The organism is Sphingobacterium hungaricum, from assembly GCF_015210005.1.
Lineage (GTDB): Bacteria > Bacteroidota > Bacteroidia > Sphingobacteriales > Sphingobacteriaceae > Sphingobacterium > Sphingobacterium hungaricum.
Genome location: NZ_MU158698.1, coordinates 642,161 through 661,316 on the forward strand (window position 1 = coordinate 642,161; position 19,156 = coordinate 661,316).

Below are 19,156 nucleotides of genomic sequence, written 5' to 3' on the forward strand. Positions count from 1 at the left end.
TTTACAATCTGTCTAATACAAACCGAATAGCTTGGTCTACAATTTCAGCAGGTTTTTCAGCAAACTCTTCTTTGACACGGCTTGCTAAAATAGCGTTGATGGAAATGGCATGATGGCCAAACATATTGGATAGCGCGTAAATCCCTGCGGTTTCCATTTCTAGGTTCGTGATTTTGCGGCTATTCCATGAAAATGAATTTGCTGTTCGGATTAAATCAGGGTACACATTCTTTGAACGAAGCATTCGCCCTTGAGGTGCATAAAATCCCGGTGCGGTCATCGTGATTCCCTTTGGCAAATCCTTGGCAATTTTTTCCAGCAATACCGAACTCGCTTTACCGACATAAGGTTTAAAGCTTAACGAATTAAACTGACTGTCTATTTCTCTTTTTAAATCCTCTTCATCTGATGTGTAAGGTTTGACATAATATTGCATTAAAGCATCAAAACCGATTGCATATTCGCTTGCCAAAAGTGTCCCAATCTGAAGATTTCCTTGAATCGAACCTGATGTTCCAATCCGGATAATCGTTAATGATTTTAAATCAGATTTCAATGATTTTGTATTGAAATCAATATTTGCCAACGCATCCAATTCATTCATGACGATGTCAATGTTGTCCGTTCCAATTCCGGTTGAGATGACTGAGATTTTCTTGTTTCGTAAAGTTCCGGTATGCGTAATAAATTCTCGTCTTCCTTTCGTAATTTCGATGGAATCGAAATATCTAGACACTTCTCCCACTCTGTCAGGGTCTCCAACAAAAAGAATCGTATCGGCAATGTCTTCAGGCAACAAATTGAGGTGATAGATGCTGCCATCTGCATTTAAAATTAGTTCGCTATCATTTATCATACTGTTCTTAAATAGTTCAATTTTAGGTTCTCTATTTTCTCCAATTTCGAAAGCACGCCTTCAACCTGCGTCTGCCGCATCTCAATCTGCATCTCACAATCCAAATCAAACTGCTGATTGATGACAGTGATATCTTCCTCTTTAATAACACGCATAACATCATTTAGTTGTAAATATTCGAAATGAATTTTGTAAACATCATTCACGGTCATCTCGATAATTTGGGATTGTTCAATTGCTTCAATCGTTGCCATTTTATAGGCATTAATCAAACCCGGAACACCCAGCAAGGTTCCACCGAAGTAACGCACAACAACAACGAGGATATTTGTCAAATCCTTAGATAGCAACACATTCACGATTGGTCGGCCAGCTGTCCCCGAAGGTTCGCCATCATCATTGACCCGATAGACCGAGCGGTCCACGGTTAACCGATAGCCATAACAAAAGTGGCGCGCTTTGGGATGTTGCTCCCTAAGTTCAGAAAGGATTTCTTTTAATTTGGCTTCATCACGGAACGGAAAAGCGTAGGCAAGAAATTTACTTCCTTTATCCCTAAAAATTCCTTCAGACTTGTTTTCAATTGTTTGGTAGGTATCTTCGAATAAACTCACAAATAAGCAATTAATAAAACGGATACAACAGCCAAAAGTAAGCCTATTTTATTTAGGTTAGTCAATTTTTCCTTAAATAACAGCACGCCAACCAAAGCTCCCAAAACGATTACTCCAATGTTCATTCCTGTAAATACGACTGATGGATTATCCGGAAGGGTTCGATGTGCTTTCATATAGAAAAGAATATTTCCGAAGTTAAACACGCCGAGCAACAAACCTGAAAACAATGCCCGAACATCAAATTTTTGCTTATCCAGAATCAATAGATAGCCTAAATACAAGAAGGAAACGAACATGGCCAAACAAAAGATAATGAACATGGACGTCGTATAAGGAATGGCTGTGAACTGTGCGACCTGCTTGAATAACACATCGATTACGCCCATTCCAATAAACACGATTAATGGGTATTTCCAATTCTTGCTTGATGCTGTTATTGATGTATCCTTCGTCCATCCGATTGAAAATAAGATAGCAAGAAATCCGACTGAAATCCCTGCCAATTTCCCCATTTCCAACTCTTCGTGAAAAATAAAAAATGCCGCAAGCAAGGGGATAAATAAGGAAAGGCGCATAGCGATTTCCGTTTTAACAATTCCACTATATTGTATAGCCAAGGCTATGAACACAAAAATAGTCGGCAGTAAAATCGATAAAGGAATATAAAACTCCCAAGGCAAGTAAAGGTAATTTAAGGTAGTTAAAGAAGGTTTGAATAGTGCATAAGTCAACAAAACTGCAATCGGGTAATTCCATACAATCAATTGCTTTGTGTTTACTCCCCTATTTCTTGCGAGTTTAATGATAATCGAAACGATTACACTGCAAACCACACTATATAAAACATAAATCATAGTAACACTAAATTTTGAGTTTCAATTCGGTAAAAACTTATGCAAAAATAGAATCTATTTCATAAATAGGCATGATAATCCGAAAAAATCTAAATTTCTGCATGAATAGAAGGGTATTATTGTCAACTATTTTGTAAAAAATAAAGTAATTTTTAGTCGTAAAATCATCAAAATTTTACGACTAAAAATTAATAAAAAATATAATCATTTTAAATAGGCAATTTTTAGCAAAAATACCATTTAAAACGATTAAACACACTTAATGACATTTTACAACTCGATAATCGAACAATAATTGACGGATTAAATCAATAATTTATGTTAAAAAACAGACAAAATATCTATCAAAAACGAAACTAAATAACGACTTATTTTATAAAAAAAATTAAATTTATTTTGCAGAATAAAAAAATAGTTCTACATTTGAAATGTTAAAACGAGACATGAAAAATTTAGCAACATATCAATCATTTTGGTTCTTTTATTTTGAAAGTAAAAGCCGGGATTAGTATATGTTCTAAAACAGAAAATATAAAAAGTCCCGGATGAAAATTCGGGACTTTTTTTGATTAAAAACTATGCAGACAAAAATTGCCATACAAGGTGTAAAAGCCTCATTTCATGAAGAAGCAGCCATCAAATATTTTGGCGGAGACATTGAAACATTAGAATGTGATTCGTTCAAGCAGACTTGTGAAATGCTTAAACATGGGAAAGCAGACTATGTGGTGATGGCCATCGAAAACTCGATAGCCGGAAGCATTCTTCCCAACTACAATCTGCTTCGTGACTATCGCTTTCATATTATTGGCGAAGTTCACTTAAACATTCAACAGAATTTGTTAGCCTATCCGGGAGTCAAATTAGAAGACATTCAATTTGTCGAGTCACATCCGATTGCCATCAGGCAGTGTGATGAATTTTTGTCGGACCATCCCAACTGGACAATTAAAGAAGGAATGGATACAGCGGCTTGCGCTAAAAAAATTGCAGACGAAAAGCTTAAAAATACTGCTGCAATCGCAAGTGCATTAGCCGCAGAGATATATGGTCTTCATATTTTGGAGAAACGCATTGAAACGAACAAAAAAAATGCAACACGCTTCTTGATATTGGCCAATGAAGTAACCGAGCAAAAAAACGCAAATAAAGCATCTTTATCATTCCAGACAGGAAATGCTGTAGGTTCTTTGGCAGCAGTACTTCAATGTTTTGCGGAGCAAAATGTCAATTTGAGTAAAATTCAATCAATGCCTGTCGTCGGACGTAGAAACGAGTACGATTTTTATGTCGATGTGGAATGGAAAAAACAGGCAGAATACGACGCGGCTATCCGTAAGGTTTTAAAGCACACCGTCAACTTTAGCATTCTAGGCGAATACATCAAAAACGAAAAAGTATAATTTATCATTAGCAATTAAAAATCTTATCATACAATGAAACATTCATTAGACATCGTCCCTTTAAAATCTTGGATTGACACAGGTGACAAACCATTAATTATCGCAGGACCATGTAGTGCGGAAACAGAAGAGCAATTAGTTTCAACAGCTCACTTATTAGCTAACACTGGAAAAGTAAACATTTTGCGTGCTGGAATTTGGAAACCACGTACTCGTCCGGGAGAATTCGAAGGAATCGGAAGCATCGGTTTGCAATGGTTAAAAAGAGCAAAAGAAGAAACTGGATTGTTAACAGCAACAGAAGTTGCGACAGCAAAACACGTTGAAGAAGCTTTAGAAGCTGGTGTGGATGTTTTGTGGATTGGTGCTCGTTCAACAGCAAATCCATTCACCGTGCAAGAAATTGCGGATGCACTTAAGGGTGTTGACGTTCCAGTATTAATCAAAAATCCGGTGAATCCAGATTTATCATTATGGATTGGCGCATTAGAGCGTATCAATGGCGCAGGCATCAAAAAAATCGGAGCGATTCACAGAGGATTCTCTTCATACGAGAAAACAGCGTTCCGCAATGAACCGATGTGGGATTTGGCAATTCAATTGAAAACGATTGCACCTGATTTGCCTATTATCAATGACCCTAGCCACATTTGTGGAAATAGAGAATTGATTCCATACATCACACAAAAAGCAATGGATATGGATATGCAAGGCTTGATTATCGAATCACATATCGACCCAAGCGTAGCATGGACGGATGCGAAACAACAAGTAACTCCATCAGCATTGGCGGATTTATTGAACAACATTTCTGTCCGTAAACCAGAATCTGATAACCCGGCGTTCGAAGATAAATTAGCTGAATTGCGTACGCAAATCGATAAGATTGATGACCAAATCATTAAACAAATCGGTGACCGTATGAAAATCGCAGAAAAAATCGGCGAGTACAAACGTGATAACAACGTAACAATCCTTCAAGTAAATCGTTGGGACGAAATCGTTCAAAAACGCGTTCAATTAGCAAAAGCATTGAACCTAGGAGAAGATTTTACGGTGAAATATTTAGAACTATTGCACAACGAATCCATTCGTAAGCAAAATGAGGTGATGAATAGCAATACGGTTGCGGAGGCATAAATGAATCATACAAGCATTACGCTTTCCCACCCTACTCAGGAAATTTCAGGCACGGTACAACTGACAGGTTCAAAATCTGAAAGTAACCGTGCGTTGATTATCCGAGCATTAAGCAAAGGAAAAGTTTCTATTGAAAATCTATCAGACGCCGATGACACAGTCATTCTTCAGAATGCACTACAAATCGCTCATCAAGCTGGCGAATCAGAAAAAATCATCAACATCGGCCCCGCTGGAACCGCGATGCGTTTTTTGACGTCTTACCTAAATCTTGTAGAGGGAAAATTTGTTCTTACCGGAACTGACCGCATGAAACAACGGCCTATCGGAATTTTAGTGGATGCATTAAAAAACCTAGGGACGACCATAAGCTATCAAGAAAAAGAGGGATTTCCTCCCATTCAGATTACTGGAGGTTTCAAGCAAAAAGCAAATTCAACAACAATCAAAGGCGATGTGAGCAGTCAGTACATTTCTTCGTTGCTTTTAATCGCATCAGCATTAAAAGATGGGTTGAGATTGGATATTGAAGGTGAATTGACATCAAGGCCTTATGTGAACATGACCCTGCAACTGCTGCAAGATTCTGGAATAGCACATACTTGGGAAAACAATTCAATCATTATCCAGCCACAAGCGCATCAGGCGACGAAAATTTACATTGAACCAGATTGGAGCGCAGCTTCGTATTGGTATTCTGTTGTCGCACTTTCGAAAAATGGCCGTATCCTTTTGCCTGGCTTAAAAGAAAACAGTCTTCAGGGAGATTCAGCAATTGTTGAAATCATGACTCATTTTGGTGTCAAATCGACATTTACGAACGATGGAATTCTGCTGGAGAAATCGGACTCCGATTCGGATAAAAAATTATTCGATTTCAAGGAATGTCCAGATTTGGCACAAACAGTTGTTGTCATCGCAGCAGCATTAAAAAGAAATGTTTCTTTCACCGGTTTAGAAACTTTAAAGATTAAAGAAACAGACCGTATTCTTGCTTTGCAAAATGAAATTGGAAAATTCGGAGCCAAATTACTGGCCGACGGAGAAATCTACCATTTGAAAACAGAAGAAACTTTTGTTCCTGAAAAATTAGAAATAAAGACGTATGAAGACCATCGCATGGCGATGGCATTCGCTCCTTTAGCGCTAGTCTTTAAGAATTTAACAATTATAGAACCACAAGTTGTCGAAAAATCATACCCAGATTTTTGGTTACATTTAGAACAACAGGGTTTCAAAATAACTCAATAATTCATTTTAATAGGTCATAAACCACAAAGTTTGTGACCTATTTAATATATTTACAGAAATTTAAATTATGGCAGGTAATTCTTTCGGCGATATTTTCCGTATAACTACATTCGGTGAATCACATGGTTCTGCGATTGGAGTTATTATTGATGGTTGTCCATCGAATATTTCTATTGACGAAAATTTTATCCAATCGGAACTTGATAAACGTAAACCGGGTCAATCTAAAATAACTACCCAAAGGAAAGAAAGCGATACCGTTCAGATTCATTCTGGTGTTTTTGAAGGAAAATCAACAGGTACTCCGATTGCGATGTTTATTCCTAACGAAGACCAACGTTCGAAAGACTATTCACATATCTTGGATAAATTCAGGCCCTCACATGCTGATTTCACGTATCAAAGCAAATATGGAATCCGTGATTATCGAGGTGGCGGACGCTCTTCGGCAAGAGAAACCGCAGCACGCGTAGCTGCTGGTGCAATTGCAAAATTATTTTTAAAGCAAGAAGGTATTGAAGTCTTCGCGCACGTTTCCGGTGTGGGTTCAATCGAATCTCCAAACATCGACCCAACAGATTTAACAGATTTACTAGCGCTTCGCGAAGAAAATATCGTTCGCTGTGCAGATCCTGCGACAGCAAATGAAATGATTTCTTTTATCGATGACATTCGCAAAAATGGCGATACTGTTGGCGGAAGAATCTCAACCGTTATCCGGAATGTTCCGGTAGGATTGGGAGAACCCGTTTTCGACAAACTTCATGCAGATTTAGGCAAGGCCATGTTGAGCATCAATGCTGTACACGGTTTTGAATACGGATCAGGTTTTGAAGGTTCAAAAATGAAGGGTTCAGAACACAATGATATTTTTATAAAAGACTCAACCGATAAAGTCACTACACAAACCAATTTTTCGGGCGGTATTCAAGGAGGAATTTCCAATGGTATGGATATCACATTCCGCACTGCCTTTAAACCTGTAGCAACAATTATGCGAGACCAAAACACCTTAAATTTAGAAGGTGAGGAAACAACTATTTCTGGGAAAGGTAGACACGATCCCTGTGTAGTTCCTCGTGCTGTGATCATTGTGGAAGCAATGGCAGCGTTGGTGATAGCAGATCATTTGCTCAAACACAGAAGTTACACACATGCAAGATAATAATCCTCAATTCATTTTAGCCTGCGATATTGGAGGTACACATATTACCTGCTCTGTTGTAGAGCACGGAACCTGGACAATCTTTGAAGACACCCTATCCCGTTCTTTAGTAAATTCGGGAGAAACAGCTAAAACGATTTTTCAGTCTTGGACTCATGCCATTCTTGATTCCTTGTCAAAGTTTGACAAACCAGTCCAGCACATTGGAATCGCCATGCCAGGTCCTTTTGATTACGAAAATGGCATTTCGTTGATGAACGGACAAAGCAAATACGACAGCATTTATAAACTTAGCACAACCGAAGGTTTGTTAACTGAGCTGAATGGCGCGTACGAATTGTTGTACATCAATGATGCTGCTGCCTTTTTACAAGGAGAAGTCTTTGCAAATGACTTGACCAGCCACCATAAAATTCTTGGAATTACTTTAGGAACAGGATTGGGAAGCGCAGTCTGGGAACAAGGACAAAAAGCGTTCGATGCCGATTTATGGGATTCTCCTTACAACGGAAGCATTTTCGAAGAGCATTTGGTAACTCGATGGTTTGTTAGAAGATTCAAGGAATTAACCGGAATCGAAGAGAAAGGCTTGAAAGAAATCATTCAACATCATGCTGAAGATGAATCGGTGGTTGTTCTATTGACAGAATACAGCCATCACCTAGAAAATTTCTTAGATTTCTTTAGCGAGAAATATGATTGCAAAGAGTTTATCATCGGTGGTAACATTGCCAGAGCATGGGATAAAATCTTACAATATAACACTTCCTTAAACGAAAAATACAGCTTAATACTTGGAAAGTATGAAGAAAAAGCTGCAATGATAGGAGCCGCTTCCTTATTTTAGTCTGCTAAAATAAGGAAGGGAAATCCTTCGTATTACTTTCATTCATCATTTCATAGACAATTTCAACGACATCATCGACAGATGGCTTCGTGAAATAATCTCCGTCCGAACCGTAAGGAGGACGATGTGCTTTTGCCGTCAATGTTCTTGGCTGGCCATCCAATTCATAATAGCCTTTTTGAACCTCAACGATTTGCTGCAGCAGATATGAAGAAGCGCCACCAGGGAAATCCTCGTCAACCACTAACAGTTTATTTGTTTTCGATAGAGATTGTTTACTGATTTGATCTCGGTCAAAAGGCTGCAGGCATTGTGCATCAATAATCTCAATCGAGATACCCAATTTTTCTAGTTCCATTGTTGCTTCCTGAACAACACGCAATGTAGAACCATACGATACAACCGTGACATCCGAACCTTCTTTAAGCAGTTCTGCTTTGCCGATTGGAACGGTAAACTCGCCTACATTATCCGGCATTTTTTCTTTTAAACGATATCCGTTCAAGCATTCAACCACTAAAGCCGGTTCATCCGATTTTAACAAAGTATTGTACATACCGGCTGCTTGAGTCATGTTTCTCGGCACACAAATATGAATCCCGCGCAAACTGCCCAGCAAAGTCGTCATTGGCGACCCGGAATGCCAAATGCCTTCCAAACGATGTCCACGTGTCCGAATGATTACTGGAGCTTTCTGGCGCCCTTTTGTCCGATAACTCAAACTAGCTAAATCATCGCTCAAAACCGGCAAGGCATAAATCAGGTAATCTAAGTATTGGATTTCAGCGATGGGACGAAGCCCTCTTAACGCCAAACCCAAACCTTTACCAATAATTGCTGTCTCCCGGATACCGGTATCAAAAATCCGTTGCTCTCCGAAAATTTCCTGAAGACCAGCAAATCCTTGGTTCACATCACCAATCCGTCCGACATCTTCGCCAAATGCGACAATGCGCTCGTCCTTTTCAAAATTATATTTGAAACATGCATTCAGTACTTCTCTGCCATCGACAGTGATCGAATTTTCTGAATATGCTGGAGCTTGCTCCTCAACTAATAATGGTGAATTTTGAGTATTGCTAAATAACAAATCGTTATAGCGTTGGTAATTTAGCTCTTGCTTTTCTTTGTACCATTCGATTAATTCCTGTTTACCAGCAATCGAGACCGCACGAAGATCTCTCAATACACGACGAACATTTACGTACACATCTTTCAGCGATAATTCAGTTAACGACTGAAGTGTTTTAAGCGGAATTTCTACCGCATCGTGTTTAATGGTAGTCAGCAAATCGATTGCTTCCTGAAGATCGACCTGAATCGTTTTGTACAAATCTGTCCACGCGCGCTTTTGTTCCTTCCGGACGAAATCTTTGGCTTCATTTTCAATGAGTTGCAAATCTTCTTCAGAAGCTATTCCAGCTTCTAAAATCCAACTGCGCATTTTCAGGTTACAGTCGAATTCAACTTCCCAAGCCAGACGTTCATCTGATTTATACCGTTCATGCGAACCAGAAGAAGAATGTCCCTGAGGTTGAGTCATTTCAACGACGTGAACAATACAAGGTTGGTGGTTTTCGCGGGCGAATTTAGCGGCCTTTTCGTACGTTTCACATAAAGCTGGATAATCCCAACCTTTAACTTTAAATATTTCGAAGCCTGCTCCTTTTTCATCTCGCTGAAATCCTCTTAACACCTCAGAAATATCTCCTTTGGTTGTCTGAATTTCATTGGGCACTGAAATCCCATAGCCATCATCCCAAATCGAGACAACAACCGGAATTTGCTTTACGCCCACGGCATTAATCGTTTCCCAGAAAACACCTTCAGAAGTCGATGCATTTCCAATAGAACAGAAAATCACTTCATTTCCATTGTCCGAAAAATATTTCAGATAATCTAGGTTTCTATTTTCGCGATACATCTTTGAAGCCAAACCTAAGCCCAAAATACGCGCCATTTGACCTCCGGTCGTAGAAATGTCTGAAGCTGAATTTTTTTGCTTTGTCTGGTCTAACCAATTCCCATGCTCATCCAACAATTGAGTTGAAAAATGGCAATTCATTTGCCTTCCTCCCGAAGAAGGCTCTGCTTCTAAATCAGGATTGGCATATAGTTGAGAGAAAAAATGATATATCGAAGTAATTCCGGTAGCAAATGCGAAAGTCTGATCTCTGTAATAACCAGAGCGCCAATCTCCATCTTGAAAAACCTTTGAAACGGCAATTTGAGCTAGTTCCTTTCCGTCACCAAAAATGCCGAATTTAGCTTTCCCGGTCAAGACTTCCTTTCTACCTAAGAGACTAACAACGCGGCTTTTAACTGCTAGTGAATAATCGCTAAGAATCAGTTGACGGAAATCATCAAAACTTAACTTTGAGTTATTTAAATCTACCGTATGTATTGTTTGTGTGTTTGACATCATTAATATGCGGTTTTAACAAAACTACTAAAAAATAAATTTTAAAACAGATGCATTTCACAAAATTTAATGCTGTTTAACTGATTAATTGTAAACTAAATTTACGTTTCCAGCATTTATTAATTACTTTTAACCCGCACACAAATCAAGCTATGAGTACAATTCATTTATTTGGAAACAACAATAACCCTCTGACAAATTTTGGCGACTTAGAAAAAACAATCCGTTTGAATACGCTGATGGAAACCGACTTTTCAGCGCGAGATGAAAATTGGATTTCGGAATTTTTGGACAATCTCGGTGAATCAAACTTGCAATTAGCTGATAGTGAAGTCACTATTCTTGCCGATGGGTTTCCATACATGCATTTGAAAACTGTTTCTCCAAACGAAAATTTTAAGGCATTCGTCATCAAAAATGAATTACCCTTATTGCTTGAAAAAACGTTCGGTGTTATCATCAATTCGCACCACGAACGCCCAGACTGGGTGCTTTCGTCAGGTGATATTTTAAATTACTATTTGAATCAAGAATTTTACACAGACAACTCCGTATTTTCAAAGTCGGATTCCAATATTGCCATCGGCAAAGATGAAGATATTTTAGTTGGAGCTCCGTCAGAAGCTATACTTCCATCGTTTACAAGAGAATCTTTACGTGAGTATTTTGTGTATGCCGGCGTCAAAAATACGAAAGTCATGCTGATTGCACGAAATTATACCGACGAAGCGACTGTAAGCCAAGATTTGGTTTTTAACATTTCTCCAGCTCAATTTGCTTCGCAAAAAGATTATGAAGACGTAATGAAAGCGATTGCATGGATGTTGCCGAAACATTATTCTTTCTTTGGCGTGAATGAACTGGAAATTGAGAATGGTTTTGTTAGTTTATAATTTTTAAAAAAGAAATAGAAAAAGGTTTAGATGTTTTTATTTAATGTTAGGGTGTACGGGATTTTGGTTGATGCGAATCAAGAAGTATTGATCAGTGATGAAAAAGCGGAAAGCGCATCATTCACTAAATTTCCTGGAGGCGGGCTGGAATATGGAGAAGGGCTAATCGAGGCATTAAAAAGAGAATACATGGAAGAATGTAATTTCGATGTTGATGTTGTAAAACACCTTTATACGACCGATTTCTACGAAAAATCAAGCTTTAATGAGAGCCAGATTATTTCAGTTTATTACGAAGTAAAGGCTAAAAGCGACATGCACTTAAACATTAAGAAATTACCGTTTGATTTTGAAGGAGAAGCCCTTGATGGAAAGCAACAAGCCTTTCGTCTTGTGCCGGTTAGGGATTTAAAAACTGATGACCTGACATTTAAAACCGATCAGATTGCTTGGGAACATTACCTAAAATCCCTAAACTAAAAATCCCCCGAAAACCTTTCGAGGGAAATTTTGAATTTTCAATAAAGCCTTATTATTTAAGAAAGTAAGCCAATAAAGCTACGGCTACACCGCCTATAATAATAATCCATTTATTAACACCTTCGTTAGCGCCTTCAGCACTCTTGTACTTGTAGTCGCGTTTATATTTATTTACATCCATTGTAATTCCTCCTTATTCTAATGATGATATTTCATACTAATTTACATAAAATTTATTCATGATGATAGGGCTCTCCTTTTAAAATGCTGTAAGCCCGATACACTTGCTCGATAAAAAACAAACGGATCATTTGATGAGAAAACGTCATTTTTGATAAGGAAATCAACTGATTCGCACGCGTATAAAGGCTTTGATGAAATCCATACGGACCGCCAACCACAAATACAATTGATTGTGTACTAGCAATTTGCTTAGCTTCAATAAATTTCGCGAATTCTACAGAGCGATACTCTTTTCCCTTCTCATCCAACAAAATAACCAAATCTAAATTAGAAATATGTTTGAAAATCAATTGAGATTCTTTTTCTTTTTGAAGTTCTTGGGTCAGGTTTTTTACATTCTTAAGATCGGGAATAATTTGTAACGAAAAGTTTGTGTAATGTTTCAAACGATTTACATATTTTTCTATTCCTGTTTCAATGTATTTATCATCTGTCTTACCGATACAAATCAAGGTTATTTTCATTCGCCAAAATTGTAAAAAATTAGGATATGTCACAATAAATCTACAAAGTTTATATTTCTGAGTAATAAAGTTGTTATAATTATTATTTTCGCACCAAATTAAAAAACAAAAAATAATATGCGTTTATTAAAATTAATTTTCACTTTGGGTATTTTGTTTACAGCATTTATTGCTGCAGCACAAGAAGATACTACGAAACTATGGACAATTAAAGGCGAGAACACCTTATTGTTGAATCAAAGTTCATTTACCAACTGGGCCTCTGGAGGTGTCAATGCATTCGCGGCAAACTTGTCGTTGAATTATGATTTCAATTATAAAAATGGCAAATGGAACTGGGACAATAAAGTAATCGCTGCTTATGGGCAGACTTTTCAAAAAGAAACGGATTGGCGTAAAAACGACGACCGTTTCATGATCAACAGTTTGTTGGGTTACGAGGCTTCTGAAAAATGGTTTTATACATTTTTCATGAACTTCAACACGCAATTTGCAAACGGATATGATTATTCGGGCGACGAACGCAAATTTATTTCTGCTGCTTTTGCTCCGGCTTATTTAAGCTTCGGTCCAGGTTTTGCATTCAAAGAATCGGACAATTTTAAGGTGAACCTTTCTCCTGCTGCCGCTAGAATGATTTTCGTCAATGATCAAGTGCTAGCTGATGCAGGACAATTTGGAGTTGACCCAGGTAAAAAATCAAGGTTTGAGTTTGGTGCTTCTTTAGATGCGTATTACAAAGTAAACATCATGGAGAACATCGCATTCGAAAACATCCTGAAATTATATTCAAATTACTTGGAAGATCCTCAGAATATCGATGTTGATTATACCGCAAATTTATTTATGACTGTTAACCGTTTTATTACGGTAAATGCAGGTGTTCAATTGATTTATGATGACAATACCATGCTGACAAAGAAAGACGACCGAATCGGCCCAGGCATTCAGGTTAAACAGATTCTAGGAGCTGGAGTAACGTACAAGTTTTAATCCCGAATCCTCAAACATAAAAAATGCCATTGAAAATTTCAATGGCATTTTTTATATAATACAATTTTGGCGCTTATTTAGTAGCTACCAAATTGATTTTGAAATTAATTTCTTTAGAAATTAAATCATCTTCTTTACCTGTATAGTTAACTCCCCAGTCTTCGCGAGCAATGTTGAAATCAGCAGAAGCTTTAACAGTTGTTTCTGTAACTTCAGTTAATTTAGCGTCGAAAGTAACGTTTTTAGAAATACCTTTAATCGTTAAATTACCAGAGATAACAACATCACTTGCTGTTGCGCCAGCTTTAACAGTGGTAATCGCGAAAGAAGCTTCTGGAAATTTTGCAACATCAAAGAAGTCTTCAGCTTTCAAATGTCCATCCAATTTATCTTTGTATTCTCCTTGCAAGTCAGTGGAACTGATTGTATTTAAATCCAATACAAAATTTCCGCCAGTCAAAGCACCGTTGTCAACAGTTAGCGATCCCGATTTAACTTTAACAGTACCAGTATGCGCACCAGTAACCTTTGTTCCAGTCCAAACAACTGTAGATTGAGTAGTATCAACAGCAAAGCTATTTCCTACTAAATCATTTACTGTTTCAACTGAATCTTTTGTTTCAGCCTTTTTTCCCTCAGGGTTTCCTGCACAAGAAGCTAATACTAAAGCAGCTGCAGCAGATAATAAAATTAATTTGTTCATGTTTCTAAATTATATGTTTAAACTTATATTTTAACAAAAGTACTATTCTTTTTTAAAAAACTAAGCTAAGGTAAAAAATTTGATATTAAATCTACAAATTCAGTAGAATTAATCTAATGACCCGACGGCTCAGCTTCAACTCTCCGAATATCAGCGCCTAAGGCTTTTAATCGTTCCTCGATATCCTGATAGCCTCTTTCGATTTGCTCAATGTTGTAAATCGTCGATTTTCCCTGAGCAGACAGTGCGGCAATCAATAAGGAAACTCCTGCACGGATATCCGGCGAAGTCATTTGAATACCTCTTAATTTATTTTGCTTATTCAAACCGATAACAGTCGCACGGTGCGGGTCACATAAAATAATCTGGGCGCCCATATCAATCAGCTTGTCAACAAAGAACAAACGGCTTTCGAACATCTTTTGATGAATCAGCACATTTCCTTTTGCCTGAATCGCAGTTACTAAAACAATACTCAATAAATCTGGCGTAAATCCTGGCCATGGCGCATCTGAAACCGTCAAAATCGAACCGTCAATAAATGTTTCAATTTCATATGAATCTTGAGCAGGGATAAAAATATCATCGCCTCTTAATTCAAATTTGATTCCCAAACGTGAAAATATGGTCGGAATAATTCCCAATTCATTAAAACAAACGTCTTTAATCGTGATTTCAGAACCCGTAATTGCCGCAAGGCCAATGAAAGAACCGATTTCAATCATATCAGGAAGCATGCGATGCGTCGTTCCTCCCAATTTTTCGACACCTTCAATTGTCAACAAATTAGAACCGATGCCTTCGATTTTTGCACCCATTCTATTCAACATTTTGCAGAGCTGCTGCAAATATGGTTCACAGGCTGCATTGTATAATTTCGTCACTCCTTTAGCCAAAACTGCAGCCATAACGATGTTTGCAGTTCCAGTTACTGATGCTTCATCTAATAAAATGTAAGTACCTTTTAATTCCGTAGCATCGACGTTGAAGAAATTATTTTCCGCGTCGTAGACAAATTTAGCACCCAGCTTTTCGAATCCTAAAAAGTGCGTATCCAAACGTCTGCGTCCAATTTTATCACCTCCTGGTTTCGGAATTGCCGCTTTACCAAAACGAGCTAACAAAGGACCAACAATCATAATCGAGCCTCTCAAACCTCCGCCCTTTTTCTTAAATTCTTCGGATTGGAAATAATCGATATTTATATTTTTTGCTTCGAATTCATACGTGTCTTTGTTGATTCGTTGCACATCAACTCCCAACGCAGCCAATAAATCAATTAATTTATTGACGTCTTTAATATCAGGAATATTGCTGATTGTAATTTTCTCTTCGGTTAGCAATACAGCTGACAAAATCTGTAAAGCTTCATTTTTTGCACCCTGAGGAATAATTTCTCCTTTTAATGCTTTTCCCCCTCTTATTTCAAATGCATCCATAAATGTGTGTTCTATACTATCTTGATTTTAAATAAAAAAGCAATTGAAATCCAGATGTCTATCAATTGCTTTGAAAAAAATTCAAACACGAATGTGTTATTTCTTATAATTATTGTTGGTGTAAGGCTTCTTGCCTCCAGAAAAACTTTTCTTCTGACCGCCACCGCCGCCACCGCTGTGACCTTGCTTTTTATAATTATTGTTATTCGAGTTGTTGTTATTGTTGTTGTTTTTGAAATTAGAACCCGAATTCGACGAAGTCGTGTTTTGTTTAATTCTATTTCCTGGAGTTTGAACTTTCAAATCCACTTTTGTCAAGACAGTTCCTTCTGGAAGTTTCAATTCGCCGTTAGATAATTGTGCCAAATCTTCGATAATCAAATCATCAGCTACAGAATCTTTATTCCAAGTCATGTAAGCCAGCTTCATGAAATTCGCTATGGAAAGTGTCATTCGCTGACGAACTTCTTCATCAGGAATTGATTTTGCTTTCGCAATCATTTCTTCAACCGTGTGCCCATAATGCTTATAGCGAATAGTATGTTGCGGATATTTCATCTGTTCCGGTTTCTGACGGATGTTTTCTCTGCTTTGGATTGGGTACGGAGAATCTACATCAATCTTGAAATCGGAAATAATGTGTAAATGGTCCCATAATTTATGCTTAAAATCAGATACGTCACGTAAATGCGGGTTTAAAACACCCATCATATCAATAACAACCTGAGCAAGTCTATTACGTTCCTCTTTTGTTGGCAACGTACAGATATGGTCTACCATATTCTGAACATTTCTACCATATTCAGCCAGAATCAGCTGTGGTCTTGTACTATTATAATCGAATGTCATATGTGTGATGAAACGCTGTACCTACTAAACGTATGAATCAGCGTTATATTTTTATTAAATGTAAAATTATACTACTCTAAGTTTTGCAAATTTAAGCAACAATTGTTTCTGTCCCAACTCTTTGAAGAAAATAGTTGCTTTTATATCCGGTTTATTGCCTTCTAGGTTGATTACTTTACCAAATCCAAAACGTTCATGCTCAACTTCCATACCAACTTCGAGAACTGAAGTATCAGAAGGCTTGAAACCTTCCGAAGGCACATGGGCTTTGGGCAGAATGCTTGTTGTTTTAACAACTTTTGGCTTTGGCTTCGTAAAGGTATCTGCTTGTTGCCAAGCGACACGTTCTGAATTGAATGCCGAATTATTTTCGCTTTTCATTTCCTTCGGTCTGAAATCAAGTTCCAAGCACGCAGGATTTAACTCATCTAAAAAACGGCTGGGTTCACAATTATTTAAAGACCCAAAACGATAACGAGAAGTTGCGTAGGAAAGATACAATTTTTTTTCCGCACGCGTAACTGCGACATAAAATAAACGACGCTCCTCTTCCAATTCCGTTCTTGAATTCAAGGACAATTGTGAAGGAAATAAATTTTCTTCCAATCCGACAACAAAAACGACCGGAAATTCCAATCCTTTAGATGAATGGATTGTCATCAATGACACCGTATCAGCATTTGGATTTTTATCGTTATCATCATTGGTTAACAAGGCAATATCTTGCATGAAGACGTCTAAGCCCTTTTCTTCAATATCCTCACGTTCGGAAAATTCTTTTATTCCGTTCAGCAATTCTTGAATATTCTCATAGCGGCTCAATCCTTCAACCGATTTGTCTTCGTATAAATCTTTTAGAATTCCTGTGTGCTGCGCAATGTGCATCGCCGTATCGAATGCCGTATTTGTCTTAGCAATCGCCTGAAAACTCTGAATCATTAATCCAAAATTACCAACTGAACTTGAGCTTCGACCATCTAAATACATACCTGCATTTTCGACAATGTTCCACAAACGCGTTTGATGCTGGTCAGCTGCCACAATAATCCGTTCGACCGTCGTATCGCCGATTCCTCTTCTAGGGTAATTGATGACACGTTTTAAGGCTTCTTCGTCATTCGGATTGAATGTTAATCTGAAATAAGCGATTAAATCTTTAATTTCTTTCCGTTGGTAGAATGAGGTTCCTCCATAAATTTTATAAGGAATACCAATTTTCCGTAGCGCTTCCTCCATTGAACGGGATTGTGCATTCGTACGGTAAAGAATAGCAAAGTCTTTAAAATACAATCCTTTCAGGGATTTCTCCTGAGCAATGGCTTCCGCAATAATTTTTCCTTCTTCATTATCCGAAAACGCACGGCTGACTTTTATTTTTTCACCTTCTTCGTTGTCCGAAAAGACGTTTTTCTCAAGCTGATTCTTGTTGTTTGCAATAATGCTATTGGCCGCATCGACAATCATTTTTGTCGAACGGTAGTTTTGTTCTAACTTAAAAACTTTAACATCTGGATAATCTTTCTGAAAATTCAGGATGTTTTGAATATTCGCTCCGCGAAACGCATAAATACTTTGCGCATCATCGCCTACCACGCAAATATTTTCATTGACCGCAGCCAAACGCTTCACAATCAGGTATTGAGAAAAGTTGGTATCCTGATACTCATCCACCATCAAGTAGCGAAACTGATGTTGGTATTTATGCAGTACTTCCGGATATTTATTCAGCAATACATTGGTTTTGAACAACAAATCATCAAAATCCATAGCGCCGGCACGGTAACAGCGCTGTGCATACGTCATGTACAACTGCCCTAACTGTCCGCGTCCATTGGAATGGTCTTCAGCCAGAATAGCTTCGTTTTTATTGTATTCCTGTGGAGAAATTAAATTATTTTTTGCGGAGGAAATCCTGCCGTAAACATGATTGACGTTATAAAGCTTGTCATTCAAGTTCATCTCTTTGATGATTGCGCGCAATAAACTTTTGCTATCATCAGTGTCATAAATGGTGAAATTTTTAGGATAGCCCAACAGCTCCGCTTCGACTCTTAAGATACGAGCGAAAACAGAGTGAAATGTTCCCATCCAAATATTTTTTGCTTCCGCGCCAACGACAGACTTAATCCGCTCGCGCATTTCTTTCGCTGCCTTGTTCGTAAACGTCAGTACCAAAATATTGAAAGGGTCGACACCTTGATTGACCAAATGCGCTACTCGATAGGTAATTACGCGTGTTTTTCCTGAGCCCGCACCAGCAACTATCATCACAGGGCCTTTGGTTTGCTCGACCGCTCCTCGCTGTGACGGATTTAATCCTGCTAAATAATCCAAATTATCTCCTAAAATTAGTTTTAGTTTTTAAAAATATGAGAGTGTAAAAATAAGAAAAAATTGTCTATCCTTAAAATAAACATGGCTTGAGGATGCGTTATTCATAATCATAAAGAAAACTTTCTAAATCACTGATTATGAATACCCAATCACACGAAAGTACTTTTAAAAAAAGCTACAAGAAAGAAAAACCTACTTCAGTC

Annotated in this window: 17 protein-coding genes; 8 read left to right on the forward strand and 9 right to left on the reverse strand. The window is 37.8% G+C overall.

The annotated features are described in order from the left end of the window. Position 1: 1 nt before the first annotated feature. From C4F49_RS05970 to C4F49_RS05980, 3 genes are read right to left on the reverse strand one after another with little or no spacing between them, the layout of a single operon-like run. Entirely contained in the window at positions 2-856 is an 855-nt protein-coding gene (locus C4F49_RS05970) for a nucleoside phosphorylase (RefSeq protein ID WP_196934969.1), read from the reverse strand. Next, positions 853-1,470 (reverse strand): IMPACT family protein, encoded by a 618-nt coding sequence (locus C4F49_RS05975; RefSeq protein WP_196934970.1) that lies wholly within the window; start codon positions 1,468-1,470, stop codon positions 853-855. Before C4F49_RS05975 ends, C4F49_RS05970 begins: the two co-directional genes overlap by 4 nt. Further along, positions 1,467-2,327: an EamA family transporter gene (locus tag C4F49_RS05980; RefSeq protein ID WP_196934971.1), complete on the reverse strand. Its 861-nt coding sequence runs from the start codon at positions 2,325-2,327 to the stop codon at positions 1,467-1,469. Before C4F49_RS05980 ends, C4F49_RS05975 begins: the two co-directional genes overlap by 4 nt. Before the next feature lie 578 nt (positions 2,328-2,905). On the opposite strand from C4F49_RS05980, the gene C4F49_RS05985 reads away from it, so the two are divergent. From C4F49_RS05985 to C4F49_RS06005, 5 genes are all read left to right on the forward strand, one after another. Beyond that, positions 2,906-3,730 (forward strand): prephenate dehydratase, encoded by an 825-nt coding sequence (locus C4F49_RS05985; protein ID WP_196934972.1) that lies wholly within the window; start codon positions 2,906-2,908, stop codon positions 3,728-3,730. Positions 3,731-3,763: 33 nt separating this feature from the next. Then, complete coding sequence (locus C4F49_RS05990; RefSeq protein WP_196934973.1) at positions 3,764-4,870, forward strand: chorismate mutase; 1,107 nt, start codon at positions 3,764-3,766, stop codon at positions 4,868-4,870. Further along, on the forward strand, positions 4,871-6,121 hold the full coding sequence (aroA, locus tag C4F49_RS05995) for a 3-phosphoshikimate 1-carboxyvinyltransferase (protein ID WP_196934974.1): 1,251 nt from the start codon (positions 4,871-4,873) through the stop codon (positions 6,119-6,121). It begins immediately after the preceding gene. 67 nt (positions 6,122-6,188) lie between these two features. Continuing rightward, complete coding sequence (gene aroC / locus C4F49_RS06000) at positions 6,189-7,286, forward strand: chorismate synthase (RefSeq protein WP_196934975.1); 1,098 nt, start codon at positions 6,189-6,191, stop codon at positions 7,284-7,286. After that, positions 7,276-8,133: an ROK family protein gene (locus tag C4F49_RS06005; RefSeq protein WP_196934976.1), complete on the forward strand. Its 858-nt coding sequence runs from the start codon at positions 7,276-7,278 to the stop codon at positions 8,131-8,133. Before aroC ends, C4F49_RS06005 begins: the two co-directional genes overlap by 11 nt. A 4-nt stretch (positions 8,134-8,137) precedes the next feature. On the opposite strand, the gene C4F49_RS06010 is transcribed toward C4F49_RS06005, so the two are convergent. Continuing rightward, positions 8,138-10,555, reverse strand: coding sequence for an alpha-ketoacid dehydrogenase subunit alpha/beta (locus C4F49_RS06010; RefSeq protein WP_196937213.1), 2,418 nt, complete (start codon positions 10,553-10,555; stop codon positions 8,138-8,140). A gap of 152 nt (positions 10,556-10,707) precedes the next feature. On the opposite strand from C4F49_RS06010, the gene C4F49_RS06015 reads away from it, so the two are divergent. Together C4F49_RS06015 and C4F49_RS06020 are read left to right on the forward strand one after the other, a co-directional pair. Further along, positions 10,708-11,448 (forward strand): hypothetical protein, encoded by a 741-nt coding sequence (locus C4F49_RS06015; protein ID WP_196934977.1) that lies wholly within the window; start codon positions 10,708-10,710, stop codon positions 11,446-11,448. Positions 11,449-11,478: 30 nt separating this feature from the next. Then, positions 11,479-11,928 (forward strand): NUDIX domain-containing protein, encoded by a 450-nt coding sequence (locus C4F49_RS06020; protein ID WP_196934978.1) that lies wholly within the window; start codon positions 11,479-11,481, stop codon positions 11,926-11,928. Between the two features lie 233 nt (positions 11,929-12,161). On the opposite strand, the gene rlmH is transcribed toward C4F49_RS06020, so the two are convergent. Beyond that, positions 12,162-12,635, reverse strand: coding sequence for a 23S rRNA (pseudouridine(1915)-N(3))-methyltransferase RlmH (rlmH, locus tag C4F49_RS06025; protein ID WP_196934979.1), 474 nt, complete (start codon positions 12,633-12,635; stop codon positions 12,162-12,164). A gap of 117 nt (positions 12,636-12,752) precedes the next feature. Between rlmH and C4F49_RS06030 the strand changes: the two genes are divergently transcribed. After that, positions 12,753-13,628, forward strand: a complete 876-nt coding sequence (locus C4F49_RS06030; RefSeq protein ID WP_196934980.1) for a DUF3078 domain-containing protein — start codon at positions 12,753-12,755, stop codon at positions 13,626-13,628. 73 nt (positions 13,629-13,701) lie between these two features. Here C4F49_RS06030 and C4F49_RS06035 read toward each other — a convergent pair whose 3' ends face one another. From C4F49_RS06035 to C4F49_RS06050, 4 genes are all read right to left on the reverse strand, one after another. Further along, entirely contained in the window at positions 13,702-14,331 is a 630-nt protein-coding gene (locus C4F49_RS06035) for a YceI family protein (protein ID WP_196934981.1), read from the reverse strand. Between the two features lie 113 nt (positions 14,332-14,444). Continuing rightward, positions 14,445-15,770 carry a UDP-N-acetylglucosamine 1-carboxyvinyltransferase gene (murA, locus tag C4F49_RS06040; RefSeq protein ID WP_196934982.1) on the reverse strand — a complete coding sequence of 442 codons (1,326 nt, stop codon included), beginning with the start codon at positions 15,768-15,770 and terminating at the stop codon, positions 14,445-14,447. Positions 15,771-15,866: 96 nt separating this feature from the next. Next, on the reverse strand, positions 15,867-16,619 hold the full coding sequence (locus C4F49_RS06045; RefSeq protein WP_196934983.1) for a DUF4290 domain-containing protein: 753 nt from the start codon (positions 16,617-16,619) through the stop codon (positions 15,867-15,869). Positions 16,620-16,685: 66 nt separating this feature from the next. Further along, positions 16,686-18,953, reverse strand: a complete 2,268-nt coding sequence (locus C4F49_RS06050; RefSeq protein ID WP_196934984.1) for an ATP-dependent helicase — start codon at positions 18,951-18,953, stop codon at positions 16,686-16,688. Between the last annotated feature and the right edge of the window lie 203 nt (positions 18,954-19,156).